Consider the following 22,593-nt stretch of genomic DNA (forward strand, 5'->3'; position numbering starts at 1 on the left):
CCCTTCATGAAGAACACGCGGCCACCGACCTTGAGCGAATTGGCGATTCGCGGAAGAGTCTTTTCCATGAGTTCGAAGGCGCGGCTGATAACGCCATCTACAGGGATGGTCATGCTGCGGCTTGTGACCTTGTGGCCGAAGACATCAATTCCCTTGAGTCCCATCTTTTCGATGACCATGTTCAGAAAATTGATGCGGTTCGGACGCGGTTCACAAAGCGTGAGGCGGATAGAAGGATTCACTAGCTTGAGAGGAATCCCGGGGAAGCCCGCTCCGCTGCCCACATCGATCATGCGGGCAGGCCACTTAGGCACATAGGCATTGATGAGCGTGCAGTCCGCATAATGGCGTTCCACCATCGTCTCAAAAGCATTTAGGCGGGTTAGATCCTGGTCGTCGTTGTTGGCACGGAGCAACTGGTGGAATTCCCAAATCTGCTTGAGCGTTTCGGGTTGGAGTTCCACGCCATAGTAATGCAGCAACTTGTCGAGTCCCGCGAGCGAAGGCGTGACACGCTTGCCGTTAAAGAGCGGAAAGTCGGTGCGGGGAGCCTTGAGATGAGGCACAAAATCGCGGCCGGCAGCGTTTGCCGAGCGAGCGGGAGTTTTCTTGGACCAGTTGGAATTTGCCATGACACAAAAGTAGAACTTTTTTGGAACGAAAAGGGCATAGTTCCGAAGAACTGGCGTATATAGTATAGAGGACCTCCATAATGCGCCATCTATACGACCGAAGAATTTCGCAACTCCTTTTCGTTTTACTGTGTATACTTACTTGTCTTGCACCCGTCTTTGCCGAAACGGATATTGGTTTTGCAGAGAATTCCCTAAGCGAAGCCCAAGTCTTTGAATGGTGGGACAACGGAATCATCGATGGAGAAGAAGCGCAGGAAATTCTAGACCTGCTCGAAGAAGGAAATGTCCAAGAAGCCTGTATCTTAACCGAAGTGTACGCCCTAGAAAAATGCTCGGAGAAAACACCCGAAAAGAAGCAACGCAAGAAACAAAACAAGGCGACACGTGCACAAAGAAGGCGGCTAGACCTTGCTCCGCACGGGTTTGTGGAATGGCGCGGCCGCACCGATTCGTTGGGGTATCTTGAAAGCCAGCGCACAGAACTGGAGTTGCATTTTTACCGATACACGCTAAGGCTCGGTTCGCAATCGCTGCTCACATACAAGGACGACGGCGCCGAGGCGCATCTCGGAGAAATTTCGACCAAGGAACTGCATAGTCTGATTCCGCTGGACACCTTGTGGGGTGCGGCAGGACTTTATCCGATTGGGATCTTTGGGCTAGGAGCGCTACTGGATACCGCCACAAATTCGCGGGCGAATTTGACAATCGCCCCGAGCCCGGAATTAGAATTGCAGCTAGCTTACTGGCACCGCAGACATCGTGAAGCCGAGTCCGAAAGGCATTCTTTTTTTGCGCAAGCCAAGGGAAGCTTTGGAGGCGTCGCCGCCTGGTGGATTCCCGAAAACCGCACGGACATTCCCCTGTTCAAAATCCAGCTGCGGCACCGCGAAAAGATGGAGCTAGGCAACCTATCTTGGAAGGCGGACGCCTACCTGCACGGAGACTTTCTTCCGCAGGAATCGCACCTGAGTTCGACCATCGAGAAAAGCCGGTTCTGGGGAAGTCAGACGGCAGGAATCTCGCTACGGGACGCATGGAAAAGCAACCTGTCGATAAACGCACGGACAATCATTCCGCTGAATTCCGACACCAGCAGGACGCGGTTCAAGGCCTCCTTAGAAACGGGGCCCGCCGCTCTGCGGGGCGGCGCGAGTGCCTCCTGCCTGCAGGCAGAGACGCACTGCCGCCAAAACGACCTCTCCCTAAAGGCAAGTTCGACTTGGCCTTTGGATATCGACGGTTTTAGCAAAGAGCATATCACCTTTGCCGGGAAAATCCGCGCAAGACACACACGGGGAGAGGGTTTTGGCGCGCCTCTATACGAGGCGGGCGCCGCCTATGCCGCAGGTTCATTCAACAGGGCAGGTGTCGCGCTGACGATTCCCAAGGGGAATCCTGCCCGCGAGCTCAGGCTACGGAGTTCCACCGAAATAGGTACCGAATCTTTGCGGCTGTCGCTCGCGGTCACATTCCGGCGTACCGCCGAGACACCGCTCCACCCGCTTCGGGCCGCAATCATGGCAAAGGTCCTATTCTAGGGTTCAGGAACCCGTACACGGGCGTGTTTACTCGAGTAAACAAGTTTTTGACGATTTTCTAGGCTAATCCAAGTTGGAATATCTATTTTATAGACACCCAAACACTCCCTGACGGCTCTAGGTCACCTCCTTTACCTGGAGCCGTCCTTTTTTATATTTGAACAGCAATGACCATTCCAGCAATCATCGGGGCAGCCACATTCCTGCCCGCCATCGCCCTGAACATAGCGCTCGCCTGCGGCGCCCCGCTTGGGGCCTACGCCATGAACGCGCGCTACAAGGTGATTCCGCCCGAAGTTCGCAAGGCATTCATCGTGCCGACCGCGATGCAGTTCGTCGCGCTCTTCGTGTTGCTTTCTGCCGGGGGGATCCTCCCCGAAATCATCCCGTTCCTGGTGACACGCATCCTGGTCTTCTTCTTTGCGCTCTACCTCACGTTCTACACCGCGACAGTACTTTTTAGCACCGCCCACAAGGAACGCACTGTCATGGGGAGTTTCGCAATCGTGACCAGCATCTGCTTCTGGGTCACGGCATTCGGGACGCTGAATTATTAAAAGGGGCCCTGACGGACCCCTTTCGTATACCCTTGATGCGATTGCACTCAAATCAACGATTTGAGTGCCAACCCTTCGGCTCGGAAATGGGCAAGCAAGCTTGCCCGCTTCGCTCGCCTTGCAGGGTTGTCGAACATTCCGTTCTCATCTGAATAAAAGAATAAATAAAATGTCCCCCAGAAGGGGGACATTTTATTTATACCCTTGATGCGATTCGAACGCATGACCTTCAACTTCGGAGGCTGACACTCTATCCAACTGAGCTACAAGGGCGATTGCGGATTAAAAATAGAAAATATTTCTCCCGACAAGCACTCCCGCTACATTCCATTACCTTGATGCGATTGTATTTAAATCTTCGATTTAAATACCCACCTTTCGGCTCGGAAATGGACAAACAAGTTTGTCCGCTTCTCTCGCCTCGCAGGTGGTCGAACGCATGACCTTCAACTTCGGAGGCTGACACTCTATCCAACTGAGCTACAAGGGCGATTGGCTCAAATATAGCAAAAAGGCCGGCAGCAGCCGACCTTTCTTCAATGTCTACGCAAGTCTTAGCGACCAGCCACGCCGGAGCGAGCTCTTGCCTTTTCACGTTCGCGGCGACGCTTTTCGGTGTCATCCGGGAAAAGTTCCGGCAGAGCGTAACCGATGGCGATGCCGAACACGATACCCGTCTTGCTCATGCCCTTCGGGTCCACCACGCGGGAAGCCCATTCACCTTCCCAGTCCATGTTCACATTACCTTCGTTGTCCGTGACCGGAGTTTCAAGCTTGTAGAAACTGGGGTTGTCGGTAGATTCATCACCGGTCTTCGTTTCAAGGTCGTAGTTCTGCGGAGTCTTGGCAAGCTTCGGTGCATAGTACATACCGATGGAGAACTGCAAATAGTACCATTCGTCCGACAGGTAGGTAATGAGTGCGTCGAACTGGAATCCATCCACCTTGATCAAGGCACGCAAGTTGCTGTCGTCCGGCTTGATGTCGTGGTCAAAGTACACCGTTCCATAAGAAACAGAGACACCCAAGTGGAGCGGGTTCTTCGGGAACAGGTAGTAGTTCAAGCCCACCTTGTAACCCGTACCACCTTCGAGATCCCAGTCTTCAAAGTCGCCGTCCGTTCCCTTGGGAACGAAGCCGAACGATCCGAACACAGCAAGGTGGAACGGCAAAATGTATTCAACACCGGCACCAAGTCCCATGCCCATACCGGTTTCGCCCATAATCGGGTAACGGGAACCCATGCCAATCTGGAAAATCAGGCGGTTACGCAACCAGTCACGGCGACGAAGCGAGTTCGCATATTCGTCCTGGCGCTGTTCTTCTTCAAACTTCTTACGTTCGGCCATTTCGCGGCGCTGGGCGGCAGACATACCGGCATCGGAGAAATCTTCTTCTTCATCACCGGCAGACGCCATAGATGCACGGGAGCCTTCGCCGTCAGAAGCAGATACAAATCCATCGTCGTCATCTTCTTGGGCAGCAGCAGGGGCAGAGACGAAGCCTTCATCATCGTCATCAAAGTCGTCTTGAGCCCAAGACATGAAGGTGGCCAGACAGAGAGTCAACAATACTTTTTTAAACATTCAAAGCCTCAGATTATAACAATCGCATTTGCGAATATAACTTTTAAGCACGCATTTTGCAAAAGCTCATGTGTAAAAAATACAAAATACGCCCTATTTTTCACCTTTTGACTCGATCCAAACCCTAAAAAACTCCTATTCAACCTTCAAAAGTTTCGCTTTTATACTCCCAAGGGCAATTTCACACTCCATGAGCACCGGAATGCGGCGATCGTCGTCGGTAAGCCAGATAAAGATACGCCCCTTGGAGTTGAAGATTCCGTCGCCGTCGAGCACGGGTTCCACCTTGATGCAGGGAACCATCCCGAGTACGCTCTCGATTGTCTCCTTGCCATGGACCAGCACCTTAAGCTCATAACGCTTCTTGCCGCTCACCGCTGAAAAACGGGAAGTCTCCCCCACCTTGAGCGGGAGCGTACGCACCAGGTAGAACGCAGACATGATGCTGTGTTCCATGCCCTGGATGGCGACCGCCGTATCGGCGGAGCGCTTGGTCTTGCGGGTCTTCATATCGGTAAAGACCGTATCCGAAAGCCAAGCCTTCTCGCCCTTACGGTCAAAACGGATGACAGACGTGTTGTGGAACGTACCCTCGTGGAGTCGCTTGCGGAAGACTTCGGTCATGAGGCCCTTGTTGCGCACGCGGGTGTACACCGTATCATTGACCGGATAGATTCGATTGATAGTCTTGTTGCCCGTCGCATGCGTCAGGAACTCCGTCTTGCCGTCTGCAATCGGCTTGACCTCGAGAGTCGCAGAACCTGCGGTAATGAACCCCCAACCAAGGCTGAAGGTCAGCTTTTCGCCCTTCATCCACGGAGCGTTGACCTCAGGAAGGTCGGGCTCACCGGCGAAAGACGCCGCCACGAGGAACGCCGCTAAATAGATGAATATGCGAGAGAGAGAATGCACGATACTTATTCAAGGTTATGAGGTGTGAGGTCGGTCGCCTACGGCGCCCTTTGAGGAATGAGGTTATAAATCGCACCGCAGGCGCATACTCAGAGGGAGCGGAACGCGACCGGCCTCAAAGCGAAGCGACCTGAGAGCGCGAAGCGCGGCCTCAGACCTCTATGTCTCCGAGGCTCTTGCGGTAGGCGACGAGCTTCTCGCGAACTGCGGGGTCTGCGATGGCGACGATGTGGGCGGCGAGGTAACCGGCATTCTTGCCGTTGCCGATGCCGACCGTGGCCACCGGGATTCCCGGGGGCATCTGCACGATAGAGTGCAGGGCATCGACGCCGTTGAGCGGGCCGCCGGCGCAGGGCAGACCGATAACGGGAAGAATGGTGTGCCCTGCGAGCACGCCCGGAAGGGCTGCAGCGAGGCCTGCGACACCGATGAGGACCTGGAGGCCTCGCCCGGCGGCTTCGCGAGCATACTTCGCGGTGGCGTTCGGGGTGCGGTGCGCGGAGAGGATGTTGAATTCCCACACGATGCCGAAGCTGTCGAGCACCGCGGTGATCTTATCTACAGTTTCCTGGTCGGACTTGCTACCCGCAACGATACCGACCTTTGCATTTTCTTTCAAATCCATTTTGTTACCTCTTATTTCGCCAGTCGAGCGAGACCTTTCTTGCCGATGTCCTTGCGGTAGAACTTGCCTTCAAACTGAACCTTTTCGGCGGCTTCGTAAGCGATGTCGAGAGCGGCCTGGAGCGTTTCGCCATGGCCCACTACGCCGAACACGCGGCCACCGTTGGTCACCAGCTTGCCGTCCACCATCTTGGTTCCGGCATGGAGCACCTGGGCGCCGTTCTTTTCGGCTTCTTCGATACCCGTCACAACCTTGCCCTTTTCGTAGGAACCCGGATAACCGGCACTTGCAAGCACCACGATTGCGGAGCTGCCCTTCGGGGCCTTCGGAGCACCGAGCTTTGCGAGTTCGCCCTTTTCGGCAGCATCGAACAACGCGAGCACGTCGCCGTCGTAGAGCGGGAGCACAATCTGGCATTCGGGGTCGCCCAAGCGGCAGTTGTATTCCACGACCTTCGGACCCTTTGCCGTCACCATGATGCCCACGTAGAGCACGCCCGTGTAGGGCTTGCCTTCGGCGGCCATGCCCTTGAGGGTCGGTTCGATAATCGTCTTCTTCACTTCGTCGAGGAGAGCGTCCGTCACCACCGGAGCCGGGCTGTAAGCGCCCATGCCACCCGTGTTCGGGCCCTTGTCGTCGTCAAAGACGCGCTTGTGGTCCTGGGCAGAAGAGAGGATCACGTAGTCCTTGCCGTCGCAAACCACGAAGATGGAGGCTTCTTCGCCGTCCATGAATTCTTCGATCACGACCGTCTTGCCAGATTCGCCAAAGACGGCCTTGTCGCCGAGCATTTCTTCGACTGCGTCGTTCGCTTCCTTGTCGGTCATGCAGACGATGGCGCCCTTGCCCGCAGCGAGGCCCGACGCCTTCACCACGATCGGAGCCGGGTGCTCGGCAAGGAACTTCTTGGCGGAGGCGAGATCGGTGAAGGTCTCGAAGGCTGCCGTCGGCACGTTGTACTTCTTCATGATATCCTTGCTGAAGGCCTTGGAGCCTTCGAGCGCGGCAGCAGCCGCAGTCGGGCCGAAAGCGCGCAGCCCGCGACGGCGGAATTCATCCACCACGCCAGCGACCAGCGGAATTTCGGGGCCGATGACCGCGAGGTCAATCTTTTCGGCAACCGCGAGGTCAGCGATCGCCTTCGGGTCGGCCACATCCACCGGCACGCACTTGCCGAGGTTAGCCATGCCCGGGTTGCCCGGAGCGCACACGAGAGTGTCGCACATCGGCGACTTCTTGACTGCAAGAGCGATGGCATGTTCGCGACCACCGCTACCAACGACGAGAATATTCATAAGCGAGTCCTTATCTTTGTACGGGGTATAATTTAGCAAAAATCCCTTATCAAAATGCCCAGTATAGGCCCAGGCCCCCTAAAGCAGTTATGCCCAAGCCTTCACCAAGCATCGCACCTCCACCATCACCCCCGTCCTTGAGTTCCTTTGCCCCCAGCACACCCCAAGAAAAACCGAAAATAACAAGCATAAACGAAATCACACCCACAAAGGGTTTAAAGAAACTGAAATCAGCCTCCGATCTTTCATTATAGTCAAAATCGTCGGAGGTCATAGTGCCCTCATATTCCTGCATCGACAGAACCAGCGGAGGGTTCAGCGACACAGCAAAAGAACTTGTCGCCACCAACGAAAGCGTCAAAAGGAATACTGCTAAAAATTTCATACTAAGACCGTCAATATTGTATAGTTCATCTTTATCAAATCTACTAAGTCACCTCGCTCTACGACAAGATCCATACTTACTTTTTATCGAACTTTAGCGGAAGTGTCACCGTCGTTTTATCATCCGCCTCTTCGAAAGTCCATGCGGAAACGGCATCGCATATTGCCTTATCGAATTCTTCATTTTCCGTAGTCGATGACAATTTTTCTATTTCACTAATTTTTCCATCCGGTGCAATGGTGAATTTCAACACGATTTCACATTGAATTTCTGCGTCAGGATGTTCACGATTCCTGACATCTTTTAAACGAGGCAGTTTATTCTGAAATTTTTTGCGTACGAATTCAAGCTTCGGTTTATTTTTATCAATCTCCACTTTTATTTGCGAAACTTTTCTTGTGTTAGCAGGCTTATTTGTAAAGTCCGGGTCACTTATCCCCCATTTAAACAATTTATAAGCAGAGTATGAAAGTTTTGAGTCCGTAATGTGCAACCATTGTTTATTACAAGAATTCTTGGAACTTTCCCACGATTCTATCTGTTTCTTACTGTATTTTTTGAGTTGAAGATTCTTATAAACCTTGTCGCTAAATTCTTCCTCTTTTGCAAGCAACCTTATCTTCGAGAATCCAGCAGCTTTTAGCTTAGCAAAAAATTTCTTGTACTTGTAGATACTCTCGTCTTGATACGGGAACGAGACGTTTATTTCATCGCGGTCGATTTTATCAGCATTTTTCTTGCGCATTTCTTTAAGGATGGCAATCACGGAATCTGGCGATGCCAGAGAAACGCCATAAACTCTAGTCCAAACGGGATGTTCGCGAGTTGTATCGCTTGTAAAAATACGGGTGGAACTAGCATCAACTTCAATCGAAGCAATTCTACCACCAACATGGCGGTCAACAACAAAGTAGCCATCAAGAATAAGAAGGTTAAGGCCAGTCGTATTCGCTTTACAGAACTCATTGCTTTTCACGTCATCACCAATTAATTCTGCAAGGTATTCTCCAATTTCTGTAAATGGGGAGCTCGGGGACTGCGCATATAAAACGGCAGTTAACGATAAAAGCAATGCATGAACAAACTTCATAGATTTAAAATACAATCTTTCCACGGGCTTTTTGTTTCTGTGAGCCTTCTTTTAAGCAAATTTACATTGATAATTTTGTAATTTACTTATATGTTTAAGCTAAAACAAAATTTCCTGCTCATTTTCACAGCATTTACAATTGCCGTCGGGATTGCCGCATGCGACTCCGATAAAAACGAGCCTCAGAACACTCCTGAAAACAAAGCCGCATTTGAAAAAGCCATCAAGAAAATATCTGAAGGTTTCCCCAAAGACGCCCCATGGATAAGCATCACGCAAACCCCGTATATCCTCGCAGGGACATTTCAAGTCGACACAAATGAATTTAAGAAAATCAAAAAAGAGAAAGGCGATTACATCGAAATCGACTTTGCGGTCGATACTATTTTAAAAGGGGACGTACCATCAAAAGAAATCATTATCAACAAATATATTTGCAGACAGAAGGATAAAGCACCCTACTGCAACGATTCTAATTTATTCTTATTCAATAGCAAAAAATCTGTTATTTTTCTAACTCTTGGACCCTCGGGCGGCTACTATTTTCCAAACAGATTGCCAAACTCAATTTTCCCTGAAGCAGACAAAGTCAAAATAAAGGAGGAAATTGCAAAGCAAAATGAAATCATCGCCAACAAAGCTCACGAGAACATCTGCCCGACAGTCCAACATTCTTCTGAAGTAAGAAGTCTCATAGAAGACATGTTGATTACGAGCAAAGCGACAGCGGCCTACGCCAAGCTGGAAAAAATGGGCATTCAGGCAGTTCCCGCCACCATATGCCTAATGGATGACCGAAGAGAACTCGCCGTTAAGGGGATTTCGTTAGAAAACAAGTCCCCAAAAGCTTGGGAAGCTATGCGGCATTATGGCCCCGAGGTTGTCGTTGATGTTCTTGAAGCCATTTTAAACCAAATAACCGGTAAAAGTTTTGGTTTCATTCACAACGGTGGCACAGAAGAAGAAAGAGCCAACACGGTCAACGGCTGGCGAATATATCTGTGGCACTTATTCAACGATTAATTTTTTTCACTCGTTTGGCCAGCCCGCGTAAATCTACTTTATATGTTCCCAAATTAATTTCTTCGTTTTTCAGGAACATCAGCATGTAGATGGGACAATACAAGACTTTCCCTTTGACGCAGACATTGTCGTTGCAGAAAACGGCCGCCTCTTGAACGGCGTAGTTTGTCGTTTCCAAGACGTTCTTTAAGGCATTGTGCCTTTTGTAATCCTTGCCCGACTTGATTTCTATGGGGAGTACGCGTCCATTCCGCTCAATGACAAAATCCAGTTCACCTTGTTTTTTGCTATTGAAATAATAAAGATCGAATCCGTGCGCTTTCAGTTCCATCGCGGCCACATTCTCATAAACGGAACCGAAATTGATGGCGTTTTCACCGTTCAAGATTTTCAACTGTATTCCGTTCGCGTATTGGCAAGTAAGGAGTCCGACGTCGTTCAAGAACAGTTTAAACAAGTTGCGCGAACGCGAAAGGAGCAACGGAATTTTGGGTTCATCCACATTGTAAACGGGGAGGGCCACCCCCGCTTCTTTTAACCAGATAAAGGAATTTTCGTGACGGGAAAACTTGATATTCTCGTTCAATTTTTTTAGAATGAATCTCTTGTTCTGGTTATTCAGTTCCGGCGGAATCAGGTCAAAAATTTCGTTCAGGTAAAGCTTGTTTTCTGGGTCGTACTTGGCAATGTCCTTCTTGTACAACTCGATGATGCCTTGCTGGATTTCCAATATGTTCTGAATATTGTTCGATTCCAGATACTCGGCAACTGCGGCGGGCATGCCGCCCACAACCATGTACAGGCGGAAAATCTCCATCATCTTTTCGTGGATGACAGAATCAACTTCTACCTTGTTCTCGAAAGCGGCTCGTACCGAATCCAGGACTTCGGCCTGAACACCCACCGCCCTCGCAAATTCCTCGAAATCCAGAGGGAACATTTCCTTGATAGTCAAAAAACCGACCGGAAGGGAACGGATGTCCTTGAGTTCAACACCAAGAAGCGAACCGCTCAAAATATAACGGTAAGACCCGTCCTCGACCAGAAACTTGATTGCGGTAACCGCATCGGGACATTCCTGAATTTCGTCCAGGAAAATCAGGGTTTCGCCCTTGACCAATTTTGTTTCGGCGTAGGCCGACAGGCGCAAAAGGATGTTCGAGCTATCGGCACCCTCGAATACGGACTTGGCTGCCGGAGATTCAAGAAAGTTGATTTCCACAAAATGCTTGAAATGAGTCCTTCCGTACTCCCGAATGGAACTGGTCTTGCCGATTTGCCTGGCCCCGGTCACAAGCAACGCGTTCTTGTGCTTGACATAGAAATCGGCCAAATATTTGTCGATTTTTCGTTGAATCATCTATTTTTCCGTTTATCCAACCTAAAAATAACTAATTTTGTCCGTTTTTCCAACTATTTTTACGACATTTTTGTCTGTTTTTCCAATTTTTAGCAAAAATCCCTGTTTTTAATGACATAACCATTTTGCCGACGTCGGCAAAATGGGAGCCGTAGTTTGTCATTTCTTCGCAACGGCTTTTTGCGTTCCTGCTTCAACTTTTTGGCACTGATTTTGGGCGTGGGGAGATTTTCAGGCATTGTTCCGCCAAGTTCCGCAATCGTTTGGCGAACCTTCTTGCCTACGGCATAATGGGTTTCGTTTGCCTGCTCCTTCCCCTTGATGTTTTCACGACGGAGTTTGTCGTCAGTCTGGGTGATGCGGAACAAGTTCGCTGCAAGTTCGGTAGCACCCATGTGGTCCAGGATCTGTTCGTTTTAACACCGGCCGCCTTTGCAGAACTGGCAAGGAATTTGTTGCGAATGGTCACTTCGTCACGAATAGCCAAGCGCTTTTCGTCTTCCGAAAGCTGTGCCGCAGAGTCCGAAATTTCCTTCTGCCGGGTTTTGACGGCAAAATATGTTTGACCAAGGGCAATCACTTCTTTGCGGGGGTCTCCGTTCATCACAATCAGGTAACAAGCGTAACGGGAAAGCTTGTAGCTATCCATTTTTCTTTCTGCACCACTTCCGATATTGACCATCTCGCTCACGTGGGCGAAATGGTTTCCTTCATCAAAGCCGGTTTTCCGACATGCTTCGATAGCCTTTCTTATCACGGGTAAGAACTTGCCATATTCGGTATATTCTAAGGCTTTTTGCAATTCCCTTGCAACACGACAAAACCAAATAAAGCAAAAGTGCATCATTCCTTTCTAGGGAATGACGCGCTGGGATGTAATGTACCTAATAATTGAAAAACTGGCAAGAGGGGCAAGAAAATTTTACATCTGGTTTTACTTTTGATTTGCACTTTATCACGCAAGCGTATAATAATCAAGAATCAGGTCAACCGCACTTGCGTCCTTGAGGATTCGGTTTTCGTAGCGAATCCGTTTGCTTCTTATTTGCTTCTTCGCTGCTCTTTCTTGCTTTTCATATTCCTGTCGATACATGATATCCGTCATAAAAGGGCGGCGTTGAACTTCAACCTCTGGCATTGGCTCGGGTTCGTTTCTTTTTTCAAAATCCTTGAGATCCAAATACGTCGAAATTCTTAGACGGTTCTGAGGAGACAAGCCCCTGGCCGTGGCATAGACCTTTGCGTTTCGAATAATCTCAGCACCACGAGGAATCCCTATAGATTCCAGATTATCCGGAATATAAGAGAATCCCATAAAATAGACTCGCTCCGCATTTTTCAGGAATCCTTGATACTTTTCTTTTTCGGATTGATTGAGATTCTTGCGTTTTTCCCAGACAGTTTCCATACCCTTGGCAATTTCTTGATACTTGCCATTTTCTACAGCACCAAAGGGAATTTCCTCAAGAGAGCCGATAAAGCCATTGACATGAAATATTTTCATATCTTTTATAAAAGCATGAGCATCAGCATCTGCATATTGCTTGTCGGATGTCAAATACAAGAAGATGCAATATTCCAGGACGCGGTCATAATTAAAGGTAAGAAACACCGTTTGTTTTAAGATTTCTTCCCAATTAGATTGTTGGTCTATCCGAGAAAGCAAATGCTGAATCCAGTCAATATTGCCAAGCCAAATCTTTTTTGAAATTCTTTTACCATCTTCGTAAGAAAATTGTTTTTCCGATTCCCGCTCCGCAACAAGAATCTCTCTAGCAATAAGACGTTTACCAAAGTCTGCCTCTTCTGATTTCTCTTGACTAAGACGATTCTTTAAGAATTCATCTGTCGAAACCATCATTGAATGACGAATACTGTTGGCAAAGGGAACTATAGTTTTACTTATCTTATTAGAAATTTCAAATTCAATATTTCCACCACGAAAAAAAACTTCTTTTCTTAAGTTGGCGTATTCTTGATATTTTCCAAAAAGTTCATAGTACAGATCAAATAGGTACGAAGGAGGGTGGAACGATGGACTCTCTACGTTATTATCTCCATAATTGAAATCCTTCAACTTCTGCATCAGCATAGCGCCCGTAGGGAATCCGTACGGAACACTGCAACCGGCACCTATGATAAAGACATCAGACATTATTCTTCACCCCGTTTACATATCGGCTTTTAACAGTTCTGCAACATTGGTCACGTCGTCTAAAAAATCGCCTTTTTTAGGTCAAAAACGTCATTTTCGTCTAAATCTCGTCCAAACCTCGTCTAAATTTCATCGGTTTAGACATCATTTTTTCAACGAGTACGTCCTATTCTTATTTGCCCCGTTGGAGACAATTTTGCCTTCTTCAACAAGTTCTGTTATGTAGTCCTTAGTTCGAGAAATCTTCAAGCCTATAACATCAGCAATTTCTCGTGAGCGGGCTTCTTCGTGTTCAGCAAGGTATTCGACAATCTTTTCCTTGAAATTTATCGCCGATTTATCGCCGATTTTTGAATTTATCGCCGATTTATCGCCGATTTTCGAATTCATCGCCACTTTTTCGTCGTTATTGTGGCGATAAAAGTTCACTCGGAACATGTCCCCGATTTCGGTGAATTCGGGGCGAGTCACGCCATATTCCTGACACAACGTATTAATCCGCTGGAAACCGGAACCCCATCCTTCTAGAACATGAACCTTTTCCAAAGTGCGGGCAAGAGTCTTGTTACGGACGGACGAGCGGCCACTCAAGGCCTCTTCCAAAGTCAGCGTTCCGTAAAGAGTGCCTGGCGAAGAAATCTCCACGCGGTCATCATATACCGCCACCTGCACGCTGGAATTCATTTGATAATTCCTATGGATTGCAGCATTGATTATTAGCTCTCGAATAGCTTTCGGCGGGAGTTCGTACTTTTCATCATGAACGACCCCGTTTATTTCGATGGCCATATTCAGGTGGTTGAGAACGAACTTGTAAGCATCGTCAATTTGCTTGCAGAGCGGGCCATTATAATCCTTTTTATCTAGAAAATCAGCCCGCATAGTTCCACGGAACCGGGCACACTGAATTCGCGAAGTATATTCATGCTTGCCCAAAAGAATCGCCAGAGCATTCGTCGCCTTGTCATGCGAACGACCTGCCAGAAGATGCAAGTTTTCTAAATCCGCTTTTGTAATTTTACGCTTGGCCCTTTTTGAAAAGTCCTTGCAAAGAAATGCTATATCGGCATCGGTCACCTTGAGCGAACGATACGGGAGTCCATCGTAAGAAACATTTCTCCCGCGATTTTCAAGTTCCGAAAGTGCCGCCAAATCAGCGTTACGAGTAGTGGCTCCAAGGCGGATATACGTTCCATTTTCTTTCCCCTGTGATTTTATATAATATGGCGTTGCCATTCCAGGGAAAACCTGCACAATCAGGAGCTGCGCCCCCTCAACAATCTCCGCCGTAATGTCGAACATTATCTGCGGTACGCACATCTGCGAAATCTTATCGGCAATACTATCCTTGAGTTCGAACAAGTCGGCCTTTTTAGGGATGCCAATAAACTCGCGACGATTATTCACGCCAACAACAAATTTGCCGCCCGCCCCATTCGCAAAGGCAACGATAGACTTGACCCATTTTTCGGAATCTTCGGGCAGCTCAACCTTGTATTCCAAGGTGCGGCTCTCGCCATTCAAGATTTCTTGCTGTAAAGACATTCGCATTTTCCTCTAGTCCATGGGATTCCTATTCTACCTAAATATAACTCCATCCACTTGACACAAAGTGACAAAATGCAACTATTTTCCGAGGCTTTTCAATTCCTTCCTTTCTTTATTCTTCCAGAAGGTGAGGCCGTTTCTAGCTCCTCCGGCAACGAAAGCTGCCGCCATCGACGGGGAATCGCATTCGACATCCTCGCGAAGCGTTCCATCAGCACCAACAGAAGCGTTCTTTCGGACATTCAGCCAACCCGAACCACGGAAGTCATATTTCAGCGAAAGTTTGCTACCGGTAAGAAGAACAAACTGCGAGCCAACACGCCGGACTTTTGCGATAATCGCCCCGCCTTTCGCGAAGTGATACAAGATATCATTATCGCCATTTTCAGGATGCGTCACCGCCGATGTCTTGCGAGATTTCTTTTTATGCTTTTTGCGTCTCGACGGTTGTTCAGCATCGTCACTCTTTTTAAGCAGGGCGTTCCACTTTTCTTCGAGGAACTTTCCATCGGCGGTTTTCCAGGTGACCCAGCCGTTCGTCGTTGTGCGCGATGGACTGATTTGCTGGATGCAACGCAAGGCAGAAACGCTAGCCGACGAAACGATTCCATCCACCTCGATTCCATCGGAACAGATTTTTCCTTCAAAATGCGTCTTGGGTTTGCCCTTCGGGCCATAATCGAAATGAACGATGTCGCCCACGTTTAAAAACCCCGCCTTCACAATCTCGTACAAAGCGTTGCTCTTGTCCGTCGTCTTCAAGGATTCCTTTTCCTGCGTCAATTCCAAATCCGGGAAGTCGTAAAGCACCTCGCCCTTGCCGTTCATGTATTTCTCGATATGCTGAATTTGCACTTCGACCTTCTGCATCGACGCCCATTCCTCAAGGTCGCTCGGGGAATAGTCTATCGGCAAAGAGACAATCGGGTCTTTTTCCAGAATCTTCTGGACAAAACCGTGCACATGGATTTGCTGGATTTTCAGGTCGGATTCAAGAAACTTCGAGAACTCCTTCTGCTTTCCGATTTCTGCAATGCAAAGTTCCGTAATCTTGTTCTTCGTCTCGCGATTCATCACCGCGACAAGCTGCTTGCTGATTTGCGGAGCGATGTGCCCCCACGTTTCGTGGTCGCCGCGCTCCACCTCCAGAATAAACCAACGATTTCCCTTGAAATCCACGATGATGCCATCGGGAACAGTCCCCTTGCCGCCAGAAGTCCGTATCAAGTTTTTAGGCAGCAAGATGGAATAGTCACCGAAGAGAAGCTTGAAGTTGTCAACGACAACCTTCTCGACCTCTTCTTCGGTCTTGAATTGAACCTTAGAGTAAACTGAACCAGACGATGTAAATATCATATGCAGAATCCTTGTATTGTCACTTCAAATGTATATTTTTTCACTTCAAGGGAATCAATCCATCCGCCACATCCCTCATTTCGCCTTCAACTTGCCTCAAATTAATCTCACTATTTCCTTTTCTCCTCAAATTATCCTATTTTAGCATTTAGAAATATGGCCGACCTAAAACCCGAAGAACAGGCCCGTGTATTAATAGATGAAAAGCTCGCCGAAGCCGGTTGGGCTGTTATTACTCGTTCGCAATTTTCAAATCAAGAAAATGCCCTAGCCGTAGAAGAAGCCTTGACCAAAGGCAACCACGAAGCGGATTACTTGCTTTTTCTGGATGGCAAAGCAATCGGTGTTCTTGAGGCAAAAAAGAAAGATAATTCGCTCGGCAACGTTGTAGCAGAACAAACAGCAAAGTATTCTGCAGGCGCACTTCCGTGGTACCAAACTTGGGCGAATCCACTGCCATTTCTTTTCATGAGCAATGGAGACATTCTGATGTTCAAGAATCTGCTTGACAAGTCAGGCAAATTTGAGCCCATCAAGAAAATGCTCACGCCAAAACAATTGGTAAAATTGGCAAGGGAATTCGGCGTAAAAATTGATAGCGAATTTGCATCATTGCCCTCACTCCCTCCTGTAGGGCCGAACGGATTGCGTCTTTGTCAGCGAGAAGCAATTACCGCCTTAGAAGTCTCCTTTAAGCATGGCGAACGACGGGCATTATTAGATATGGCTACCGGTGCAGGAAAGACCTTCACCGCCTGTATGATTTGCTACCGCGAATTGGCATACATGCCGATAAATCGCATTCTCTATCTCGTAGACCGCACTAATTTGGGAAAACAGACTGAAGGCGAATTTGGTTCTTTCCGTCTCACTGAAAATGGAGACCCCTTTAACAAAATTTATTCTGTTCTCCGTCCTCGTCATTTCGATGCTAATAACGCAGACAACATGCGCGAGCTTTCAGATGCTAGCGTTTGCATCTGCACTATCCAACGTCTCTTTTCAATTCTCAAAGGCGAGCCTGACAATGATGATGAATTAGACGAATCTCAGGAAGAAGAATCTTTCTTTAATGACGACGAGGACACAAAGCCTGCTGTAGAATTGGGCGATGACCTAAAACTGTCCAAGGATTTCTTTGACACCATCATCGTGGACGAATGTCACCGGTCCATTTACGGAAGGTGGCGCAAGGTGTTGGAATATTTCAACAAAGCACGAGTCATAGGACTTACAGCAACGCCCACACCGCAGGCCCTTGCGTTTTTCAACAATGTGAACAAGCCGACTTATAGGTATTCTAAGGAACGGTCCTATGTGGATGGAGTCAATGTCCCTCCGCGCATATACCGTATCAAAACCGAAGTTACCGAAGGTGGCGGCGTCATTGGCGCCGGCGAAAAGTATACCGAAGTCACACGAAAAACTGGCGAAAAGAAAAAGAAGAATCAAACGTTTTCTGCGGCATATACAAACACGGAACTCGACCGCAGTGTGGTAAACCCAGCTCAAATAGAAAAAGTGATAACGGAATTTCGTGATGTCGTTTTTGAACGACTCTTCCCAAATCGTATTCCTGAAAATGGTGAACCCGATTTCCGCCATATTCCCAAGACTCTTTTCTTTGCAAAGAACCGCCAGCACGCACGGAACATAATTGAAACTATTGAACGGGTTTTCGCAGAAAAATTTCCCGAAGGAAAGGTTCCTGATGGTTTTGTCCAGGAAATCACCTGCTCCGTAGAAAAGCCGGACGACCGCATAAAAGCGTTTAACAACGACAAGAATTTCAGAATTGCCGTAACCGTAACCCTTGTGGCAACCGGTACCGACGTAAAACCGCTCGAAATCGTCGTATTTATGCGCGATATTCACTCAGAAACCCTTTATACGCAAATGGTCGGCCGCGGATGCCGTAGTATAAACGATGACAAACTTCGCACAGTAACTCCCAATGCCGACACTAAGGAACATTTCGTATTGCTTGACGCAGTTGGCGTGACGCAGAGTGAAAAGAGAGTCCCGACAGCAACGGAAGACTCTACAGAACCCAAACCTCTAAAATTGGGAGAACTCATTGAGCATATTGCCCATGGCGAAGTAAGCGACGAAAATCTGGAACGGCTTGCCGAAAAGTGCGCAACGATATATAACCGGACCGTTGATGAGCATAACACAGAATTTCGTGAAATTGCAGGGTTTTCGCTACACGACTTCTCGGTTTCTATTTTCGATGCCTTTGAAAAGGGAGCCTTCCCCGAATATATTGACATAAACGAGCCTAATCTAGAACGCAAGCGTGTTGTTTCCCCATTAATCGACAATCTTTCCGCCCGTGAGAAACTTGCCGAACTCAATGCAGGTTATCAAGCCATACTGAACCCAGGTGAAGATCGCGTTATTTATTCAGAATTCCAAGAAGAAGATGCACTCAAGCACACCTCTGCTTTTGAGAAATACATAAATGACCACTGTGACGAAATTGAAGCACTTCGCATTATTTACCATGACGAATCCAAAAGTATCACGAACGCGATGCTGCAAGATTTAAAATTAAAGCTCCTTACAGAAAACAAGATGTTCCGCGTACCACTCCTGTGGGATTTCTATCATGTGTCTGCAACCGAAAATCACAAGGTCGTGATTCCGCTGAAAGGCAAGAACGAGATTGAGTCAATCACAAACCTGATTCAACTAGTGCGTTACGCCTATGGTCGCATCAATACTTTGCAATCTATGCAAGGATCCGCAGCCAAGCGCTTCGGCCTTTATCTTGGACAGCAGATGGGTAATGTTCCACGTAATTTTACACCCGCACAAGTTGAAATCCTTCGTAAAGTAGCGGAATACATCGCCCAGAATGGTTGCACCAGTCGTAAGGACCTTTTTGATTTTGACCAAAACCTGGCTATACAGGCCATCCAGATTTACACCCGTGAGAAAGCGGACTCGGAACTCGAATACCTTTCCAAGTTCCTACTTCAGATAAAGGCAGCATAATATGCCCAAGAAAACTACTGCTCCCGCTACGCAAAGTGGCAAGAATGAACAATCACTAGTCAAGAAAGTTTGGAATATGGCCGATGTGCTGGCCGCCAACGGTGTGGGGTTTACGGATTATATCACTCAACTCACTTATTTGCTGTTCCTTAAAATGGACAGCGAAAAAGTCGAGATGATTGGTGTTGAAAGCGCCCTCCCTAAGGGTTGCGAATGGAAAGATTTACTAGCTGTCCAAATGAAGGGATTGGACCTTGTCGAAAAATACAATTCCATTTTGGACAGATTGAGCAAACAGCAAGGTCTTATCGGAGCCATTTTCGTAGATGCACAAAATAAGGTAAACACACCTGTTTATCTGAGCAAACTCATTTCCATGGTCGACAACGAACAATGGCTATTGGAAGGCGACCTAAAGGGGGCTATTTACGAAAGCATTCTTGAAAAGAACGGACAAGACAAGAAGAGTGGTGCCGGGCAGTATTTTACCCCGCGTCCACTAATTCAGGCTATTGTGGACTGCGTTCAACCGCAGATTACCGAATCCGTATGTGACCCGGCTTGTGGAACGGGCGGCTTTCTGCTTGCTGCCCACGACTACATGGCTGCACAGAGTTCTGAAAAGGCGAAACTCAAGAAATTGAATACGGAGTTGCTGACCGGAAATGACAACACATCTTTGGTTGTAACGCTTGCGTCGATGAACATGTATTTACACGGAATCGGATCTGATTCAACGCCGATTCACAAGGCGGATTCCTTAGAGAACGAACCTGAAAAACTTGTTGATGTAGTTCTTGCAAACCCACCCTTTGGAACACGCCCAGCCGGAAGTGTTGACATCAGCACCAAACGAACCGATTTTTATGCAACGACGACAAACAACCAGTTGAACTTTTTACAGCATATAATGCTTTTGCTCAAGAACGGTGGACGCGCAGGTGTAGTGCTGCCTGATAACGTTCTCTTTGCTGATGGAGCTGGTGAAGTTCTCCGTAAAAAGTTGCTGACCGATTTTAATCTGCACACAATTCTTAGGCTTCCCACGGGTATTTTTTATGCGAATGGCGTAAAGACAAATGTTTTGTTCTTTGAAAAAGGGTCGCCAACCAAAGAAACCTGGTTCTACGACTATCGCACGGGCATAAAGCATACGCAGGCAACAAAGCCTTTAAAGCGTAGCGATCTTGACGATTTCGTTTCTTGTTACAATGCCAAAAAACGCAAGGAAACCTGGAGCGAAGAGAATCCCGACGGTCGCTGGCGTAAGTATAGCGTCAAGGAATTGCTTGCACGTGATAAGACGAGTCTTGATATCACTTGGATTAAAGACAAAGACGATATCGAAGATGTGACTCTTGCAGACCTTCTCTCCAATATCAAGGACGAGGCGAAAGAGATTGCAACTCATTCCGAAAAACTCGCCAAGATGCTCAAGGGAATCGCGGAATGAACACGAAACTCCTGAGACAGAAAATTCTTGACCTCGCCATCCGCGGAAAGCTTACCGATCAGCGCAAAAGCGACGGCTCTGCCGCTGACCTGTTGAAACAGATAGTCACGGAACGAGTTTCCCAAAACTCTCTGAATAGAAAAAAATCAATTGTCCCAAAATCAATTATTCCCATAAATAAGGGTGATGGCCCATTTGAAATTCCAAATAATTGGGAATGGATAAAATTGGGAAACGTATGCTTATTAAATCCGGCCGACAAATTGACAGATGATATGGAAGTATCATTTGTTCCTATGGCTAATATTGGAGCTGGATTTGAAAATAGATTTATATCAGAAGTCCGTTCGTGGAATTCTGTAAAATCAGGTTTTACGCGTTTTGCAAACGGAGATATTGCTGTTGCAAAAATAACACCTTGTTTTGAAAATAGAAAATCGGTAATATTTGAAAATTTGAAAAATGGTTTTGGAGCAGGAACCACTGAACTGCATATTTTAAGGACCTTTGAACCGGTTTTTAACAAATATATTTTTTGGTATGTCAAATCAGAATATTTTATTCAAAATGGTATAGGTCACTTTTCTGGTGCTGTAGGACAACAAAGAGTTGGCAAGGACGTTTTCTTTAACGCCTGTTTGCCACTTCCTCCTTTAGCAGAACAACAACGCATTGTTAAAAAAATTGAGGAAGCTTTTGCCGAAATTGACGCCGTTGAAAAGAACAAGGAACTCCTCAAAAACCACATCAGACAAACCCGTCAAAAAATCCTTGACCTCGCCATTCACGGGAAACTCGTTCCGCAAGATGCAAATGACGAACCCGCCAGCGTCCTGTTAGAAAAAATCCTACAAGAAAAAGACCAAACCGACAACAAAAAGTCTCCGAAAAAGAAAAAGACCGACGATATCGCAACAAGTGATAACCGCCCTTATGAGAAGATAACCGTTGAGAATGAACCTTTTGAGATTCCTAATTCATGGGAATGGGTTAAACTGGGTAATGTGTGCAATCCTATAAAGCGAGGAAAATCTCCCAAATATGCAGAAAAAAGTAATGTACTAGTTTTTGCACAAAAATGCAATCAGAAGAATGGGCCCATTTCTTCGGAAAAGGCGCTTTATTTAGATGAGACCACTTTAAGCAAATATCCTCAAGACGAGTTTTTGCAAATGGGCGATGTTGTGATAAATTCCACCGGTACAGGGACTTTGGGGCGAGTCGGTTTCTTTAATGAAGCCTTACCTCATGACGTAAAAGGAATTGTTCCGGATAGTCATGTGACAACAATACGTTCTTCCGTAGTGAATTCCCGTTATCTTTATTATTTCTTAAAAACTAGGCAACCATATTTGGAAGAAAATGGCGAAGGCTCTACAAACCAAAAAGAACTGAAACCCCATACAATTTATGATTTGGAGTTCCCGTTTCCACCTTTAGCAGAGCAGAAACGAATCGTAGACAAGGTCGAAGAGCTTTTCAAATCGCTAGATGAGATTTTGCTCCATCTGATCTAATGTGGAATACAATTCTTCAATCTTTGAAACAATACGAGATTGCTCATTTAAGGGCGGGATTGGTAATTCATATTTTTTTACTTCATATGGTTTTGCCCTAGTTAAAGAGCCGCCAACACCTGATGTGTTTGAAAGCATTTTATTCAAAAAATAATTAGATTGAAGTACATAAACTAGATATTGCGGATTCAATCTAGAATTTCTAATAATAACCCATTCTGAAGATGCAATCATCCGGTGTTCCGTAAATTGAGGAACGCGCCATACTCTGTTTAAGTGTGGATTTATTTTGCTAATTAAAACATCATCTTTTTTTACTAAAACTTTTGTAGATCCTATTTCTGATCCAGTTACAATTTCCGGATGCCTTACTTCAAAACACGGGACGCTATATAATTCATATACGCGATTCTTATTTTCTTTTAACATCGGATTTTCAGTATATGACTGAAAATCATTAATATCGTCCATTCTTACCCAACGCCAACTTTCTGGTATTTCAAAGGGAATGTTCTCTATCTTCTCATAAGGGCGGCAGTGTAAACTTGTAAAGTG

The 22,593-nt window shown here is 47.1% G+C and carries 18 protein-coding genes, 1 tRNA gene and 1 pseudogene; 6 read left to right on the plus strand and 14 right to left on the minus strand.

The window, feature by feature from the left end:
* Positions 1 to 632 (minus strand): 16S rRNA (guanine(527)-N(7))-methyltransferase RsmG (gene rsmG / locus ACKI61_RS09740; protein ID WP_407457538.1); only part of this gene is annotated, 632 nt, incomplete at its 3' end.
* Positions 633 to 712: 80 nt separating this feature from the next.
* On the opposite strand from rsmG, the gene ACKI61_RS09745 reads away from it, so the two are divergent.
* A complete protein-coding gene (locus tag ACKI61_RS09745) occupies positions 713 to 2,176 on the plus strand; it encodes a hypothetical protein (RefSeq protein WP_407457539.1) in 1,464 nt (487 codons plus the stop codon).
* Positions 2,177 to 2,343: 167 nt separating this feature from the next.
* Positions 2,344 to 2,733 carry a hypothetical protein gene (locus ACKI61_RS09750; RefSeq protein ID WP_407457540.1) on the plus strand — a complete coding sequence of 130 codons (390 nt, stop codon included), beginning with the start codon at positions 2,344 to 2,346 and terminating at the stop codon, positions 2,731 to 2,733.
* Between the two features lie 199 nt (positions 2,734 to 2,932).
* On the opposite strand, the gene ACKI61_RS09755 is transcribed toward ACKI61_RS09750, so the two are convergent.
* From ACKI61_RS09755 to ACKI61_RS09785, 7 genes are all read right to left on the minus strand, one after another.
* Positions 2,933 to 3,006: transfer RNA gene (locus ACKI61_RS09755), tRNA-Arg, on the minus strand.
* Between the two features lie 281 nt (positions 3,007 to 3,287).
* Positions 3,288 to 4,319 carry an autotransporter outer membrane beta-barrel domain-containing protein gene (locus tag ACKI61_RS09760; RefSeq protein WP_407457541.1) on the minus strand — a complete coding sequence of 344 codons (1,032 nt, stop codon included), beginning with the start codon at positions 4,317 to 4,319 and terminating at the stop codon, positions 3,288 to 3,290.
* Positions 4,320 to 4,454: 135 nt separating this feature from the next.
* Entirely contained in the window at positions 4,455 to 5,231 is a 777-nt protein-coding gene (locus ACKI61_RS09765) for a DUF3108 domain-containing protein (RefSeq protein WP_407457542.1), read from the minus strand.
* Between the two features lie 151 nt (positions 5,232 to 5,382).
* Positions 5,383 to 5,856, minus strand: a complete 474-nt coding sequence (purE, locus tag ACKI61_RS09770; RefSeq protein ID WP_407457543.1) for a 5-(carboxyamino)imidazole ribonucleotide mutase — start codon at positions 5,854 to 5,856, stop codon at positions 5,383 to 5,385.
* A gap of 11 nt (positions 5,857 to 5,867) precedes the next feature.
* A complete protein-coding gene (gene purD, locus ACKI61_RS09775; RefSeq protein ID WP_407457544.1) occupies positions 5,868 to 7,151 on the minus strand; it encodes a phosphoribosylamine--glycine ligase in 1,284 nt (427 codons plus the stop codon).
* Between the two features lie 49 nt (positions 7,152 to 7,200).
* Positions 7,201 to 7,536 carry a hypothetical protein gene (locus ACKI61_RS09780; protein ID WP_407457545.1) on the minus strand — a complete coding sequence of 112 codons (336 nt, stop codon included), beginning with the start codon at positions 7,534 to 7,536 and terminating at the stop codon, positions 7,201 to 7,203.
* 76 nt (positions 7,537 to 7,612) lie between these two features.
* Positions 7,613 to 8,626, minus strand: a complete 1,014-nt coding sequence (locus ACKI61_RS09785) for an energy transducer TonB (protein ID WP_407457546.1) — start codon at positions 8,624 to 8,626, stop codon at positions 7,613 to 7,615.
* 90 nt (positions 8,627 to 8,716) lie between these two features.
* On the opposite strand from ACKI61_RS09785, the gene ACKI61_RS09790 reads away from it, so the two are divergent.
* Positions 8,717 to 9,649: a hypothetical protein gene (locus tag ACKI61_RS09790; protein ID WP_407457547.1), complete on the plus strand. Its 933-nt coding sequence runs from the start codon at positions 8,717 to 8,719 to the stop codon at positions 9,647 to 9,649.
* Here the strand turns inward: ACKI61_RS09790 and ACKI61_RS09795 are convergent.
* From ACKI61_RS09795 to ACKI61_RS09815, 5 genes and pseudogenes are all read right to left on the minus strand, one after another.
* Complete coding sequence (locus tag ACKI61_RS09795; protein WP_407457548.1) at positions 9,639 to 11,009, minus strand: ATP-binding protein; 1,371 nt, start codon at positions 11,007 to 11,009, stop codon at positions 9,639 to 9,641. The two genes, ACKI61_RS09790 and ACKI61_RS09795, sit on opposite strands and share 11 nt — an antisense overlap.
* An 89-nt stretch (positions 11,010 to 11,098) precedes the next feature.
* Positions 11,099 to 11,856: pseudogene (locus ACKI61_RS09800) on the minus strand (BRO family protein).
* Between the two features lie 108 nt (positions 11,857 to 11,964).
* Complete coding sequence (locus tag ACKI61_RS09805; RefSeq protein WP_407457549.1) at positions 11,965 to 13,164, minus strand: hypothetical protein; 1,200 nt, start codon at positions 13,162 to 13,164, stop codon at positions 11,965 to 11,967.
* A gap of 144 nt (positions 13,165 to 13,308) precedes the next feature.
* Positions 13,309 to 14,709 carry an ATP-binding protein gene (locus ACKI61_RS09810; protein WP_407457550.1) on the minus strand — a complete coding sequence of 467 codons (1,401 nt, stop codon included), beginning with the start codon at positions 14,707 to 14,709 and terminating at the stop codon, positions 13,309 to 13,311.
* Positions 14,710 to 14,790: 81 nt separating this feature from the next.
* Positions 14,791 to 16,068, minus strand: a complete 1,278-nt coding sequence (locus tag ACKI61_RS09815) for a DUF4357 domain-containing protein (protein ID WP_407457551.1) — start codon at positions 16,066 to 16,068, stop codon at positions 14,791 to 14,793.
* Between the two features lie 156 nt (positions 16,069 to 16,224).
* On the opposite strand from ACKI61_RS09815, the gene ACKI61_RS09820 reads away from it, so the two are divergent.
* From ACKI61_RS09820 to ACKI61_RS09830, 3 genes are read left to right on the plus strand one after another with little or no spacing between them, the layout of a single operon-like run.
* Positions 16,225 to 19,068, plus strand: coding sequence for a DEAD/DEAH box helicase family protein (locus ACKI61_RS09820; protein WP_407457552.1), 2,844 nt, complete (start codon positions 16,225 to 16,227; stop codon positions 19,066 to 19,068).
* A gap of 1 nt (position 19,069) precedes the next feature.
* Positions 19,070 to 20,521 (plus strand): N-6 DNA methylase, encoded by a 1,452-nt coding sequence (locus ACKI61_RS09825; protein WP_407457553.1) that lies wholly within the window; start codon positions 19,070 to 19,072, stop codon positions 20,519 to 20,521.
* Complete coding sequence (locus ACKI61_RS09830; RefSeq protein ID WP_407457554.1) at positions 20,518 to 22,038, plus strand: restriction endonuclease subunit S; 1,521 nt, start codon at positions 20,518 to 20,520, stop codon at positions 22,036 to 22,038. Before ACKI61_RS09825 ends, ACKI61_RS09830 begins: the two co-directional genes overlap by 4 nt.
* Here ACKI61_RS09830 and ACKI61_RS09835 read toward each other — a convergent pair.
* Positions 22,009 to 22,509 (minus strand): restriction endonuclease subunit S, encoded by a 501-nt coding sequence (locus ACKI61_RS09835; RefSeq protein ID WP_290925913.1) that lies wholly within the window; start codon positions 22,507 to 22,509, stop codon positions 22,009 to 22,011. The two genes, ACKI61_RS09830 and ACKI61_RS09835, sit on opposite strands and share 30 nt — an antisense overlap.
* Positions 22,510 to 22,593: the final 84 nt, after the last annotated feature.

Source organism: Fibrobacter sp., from assembly GCF_045601785.1.
In the GTDB taxonomy this organism is placed as follows: Bacteria; Fibrobacterota; Fibrobacteria; order Fibrobacterales; family Fibrobacteraceae; genus Fibrobacter.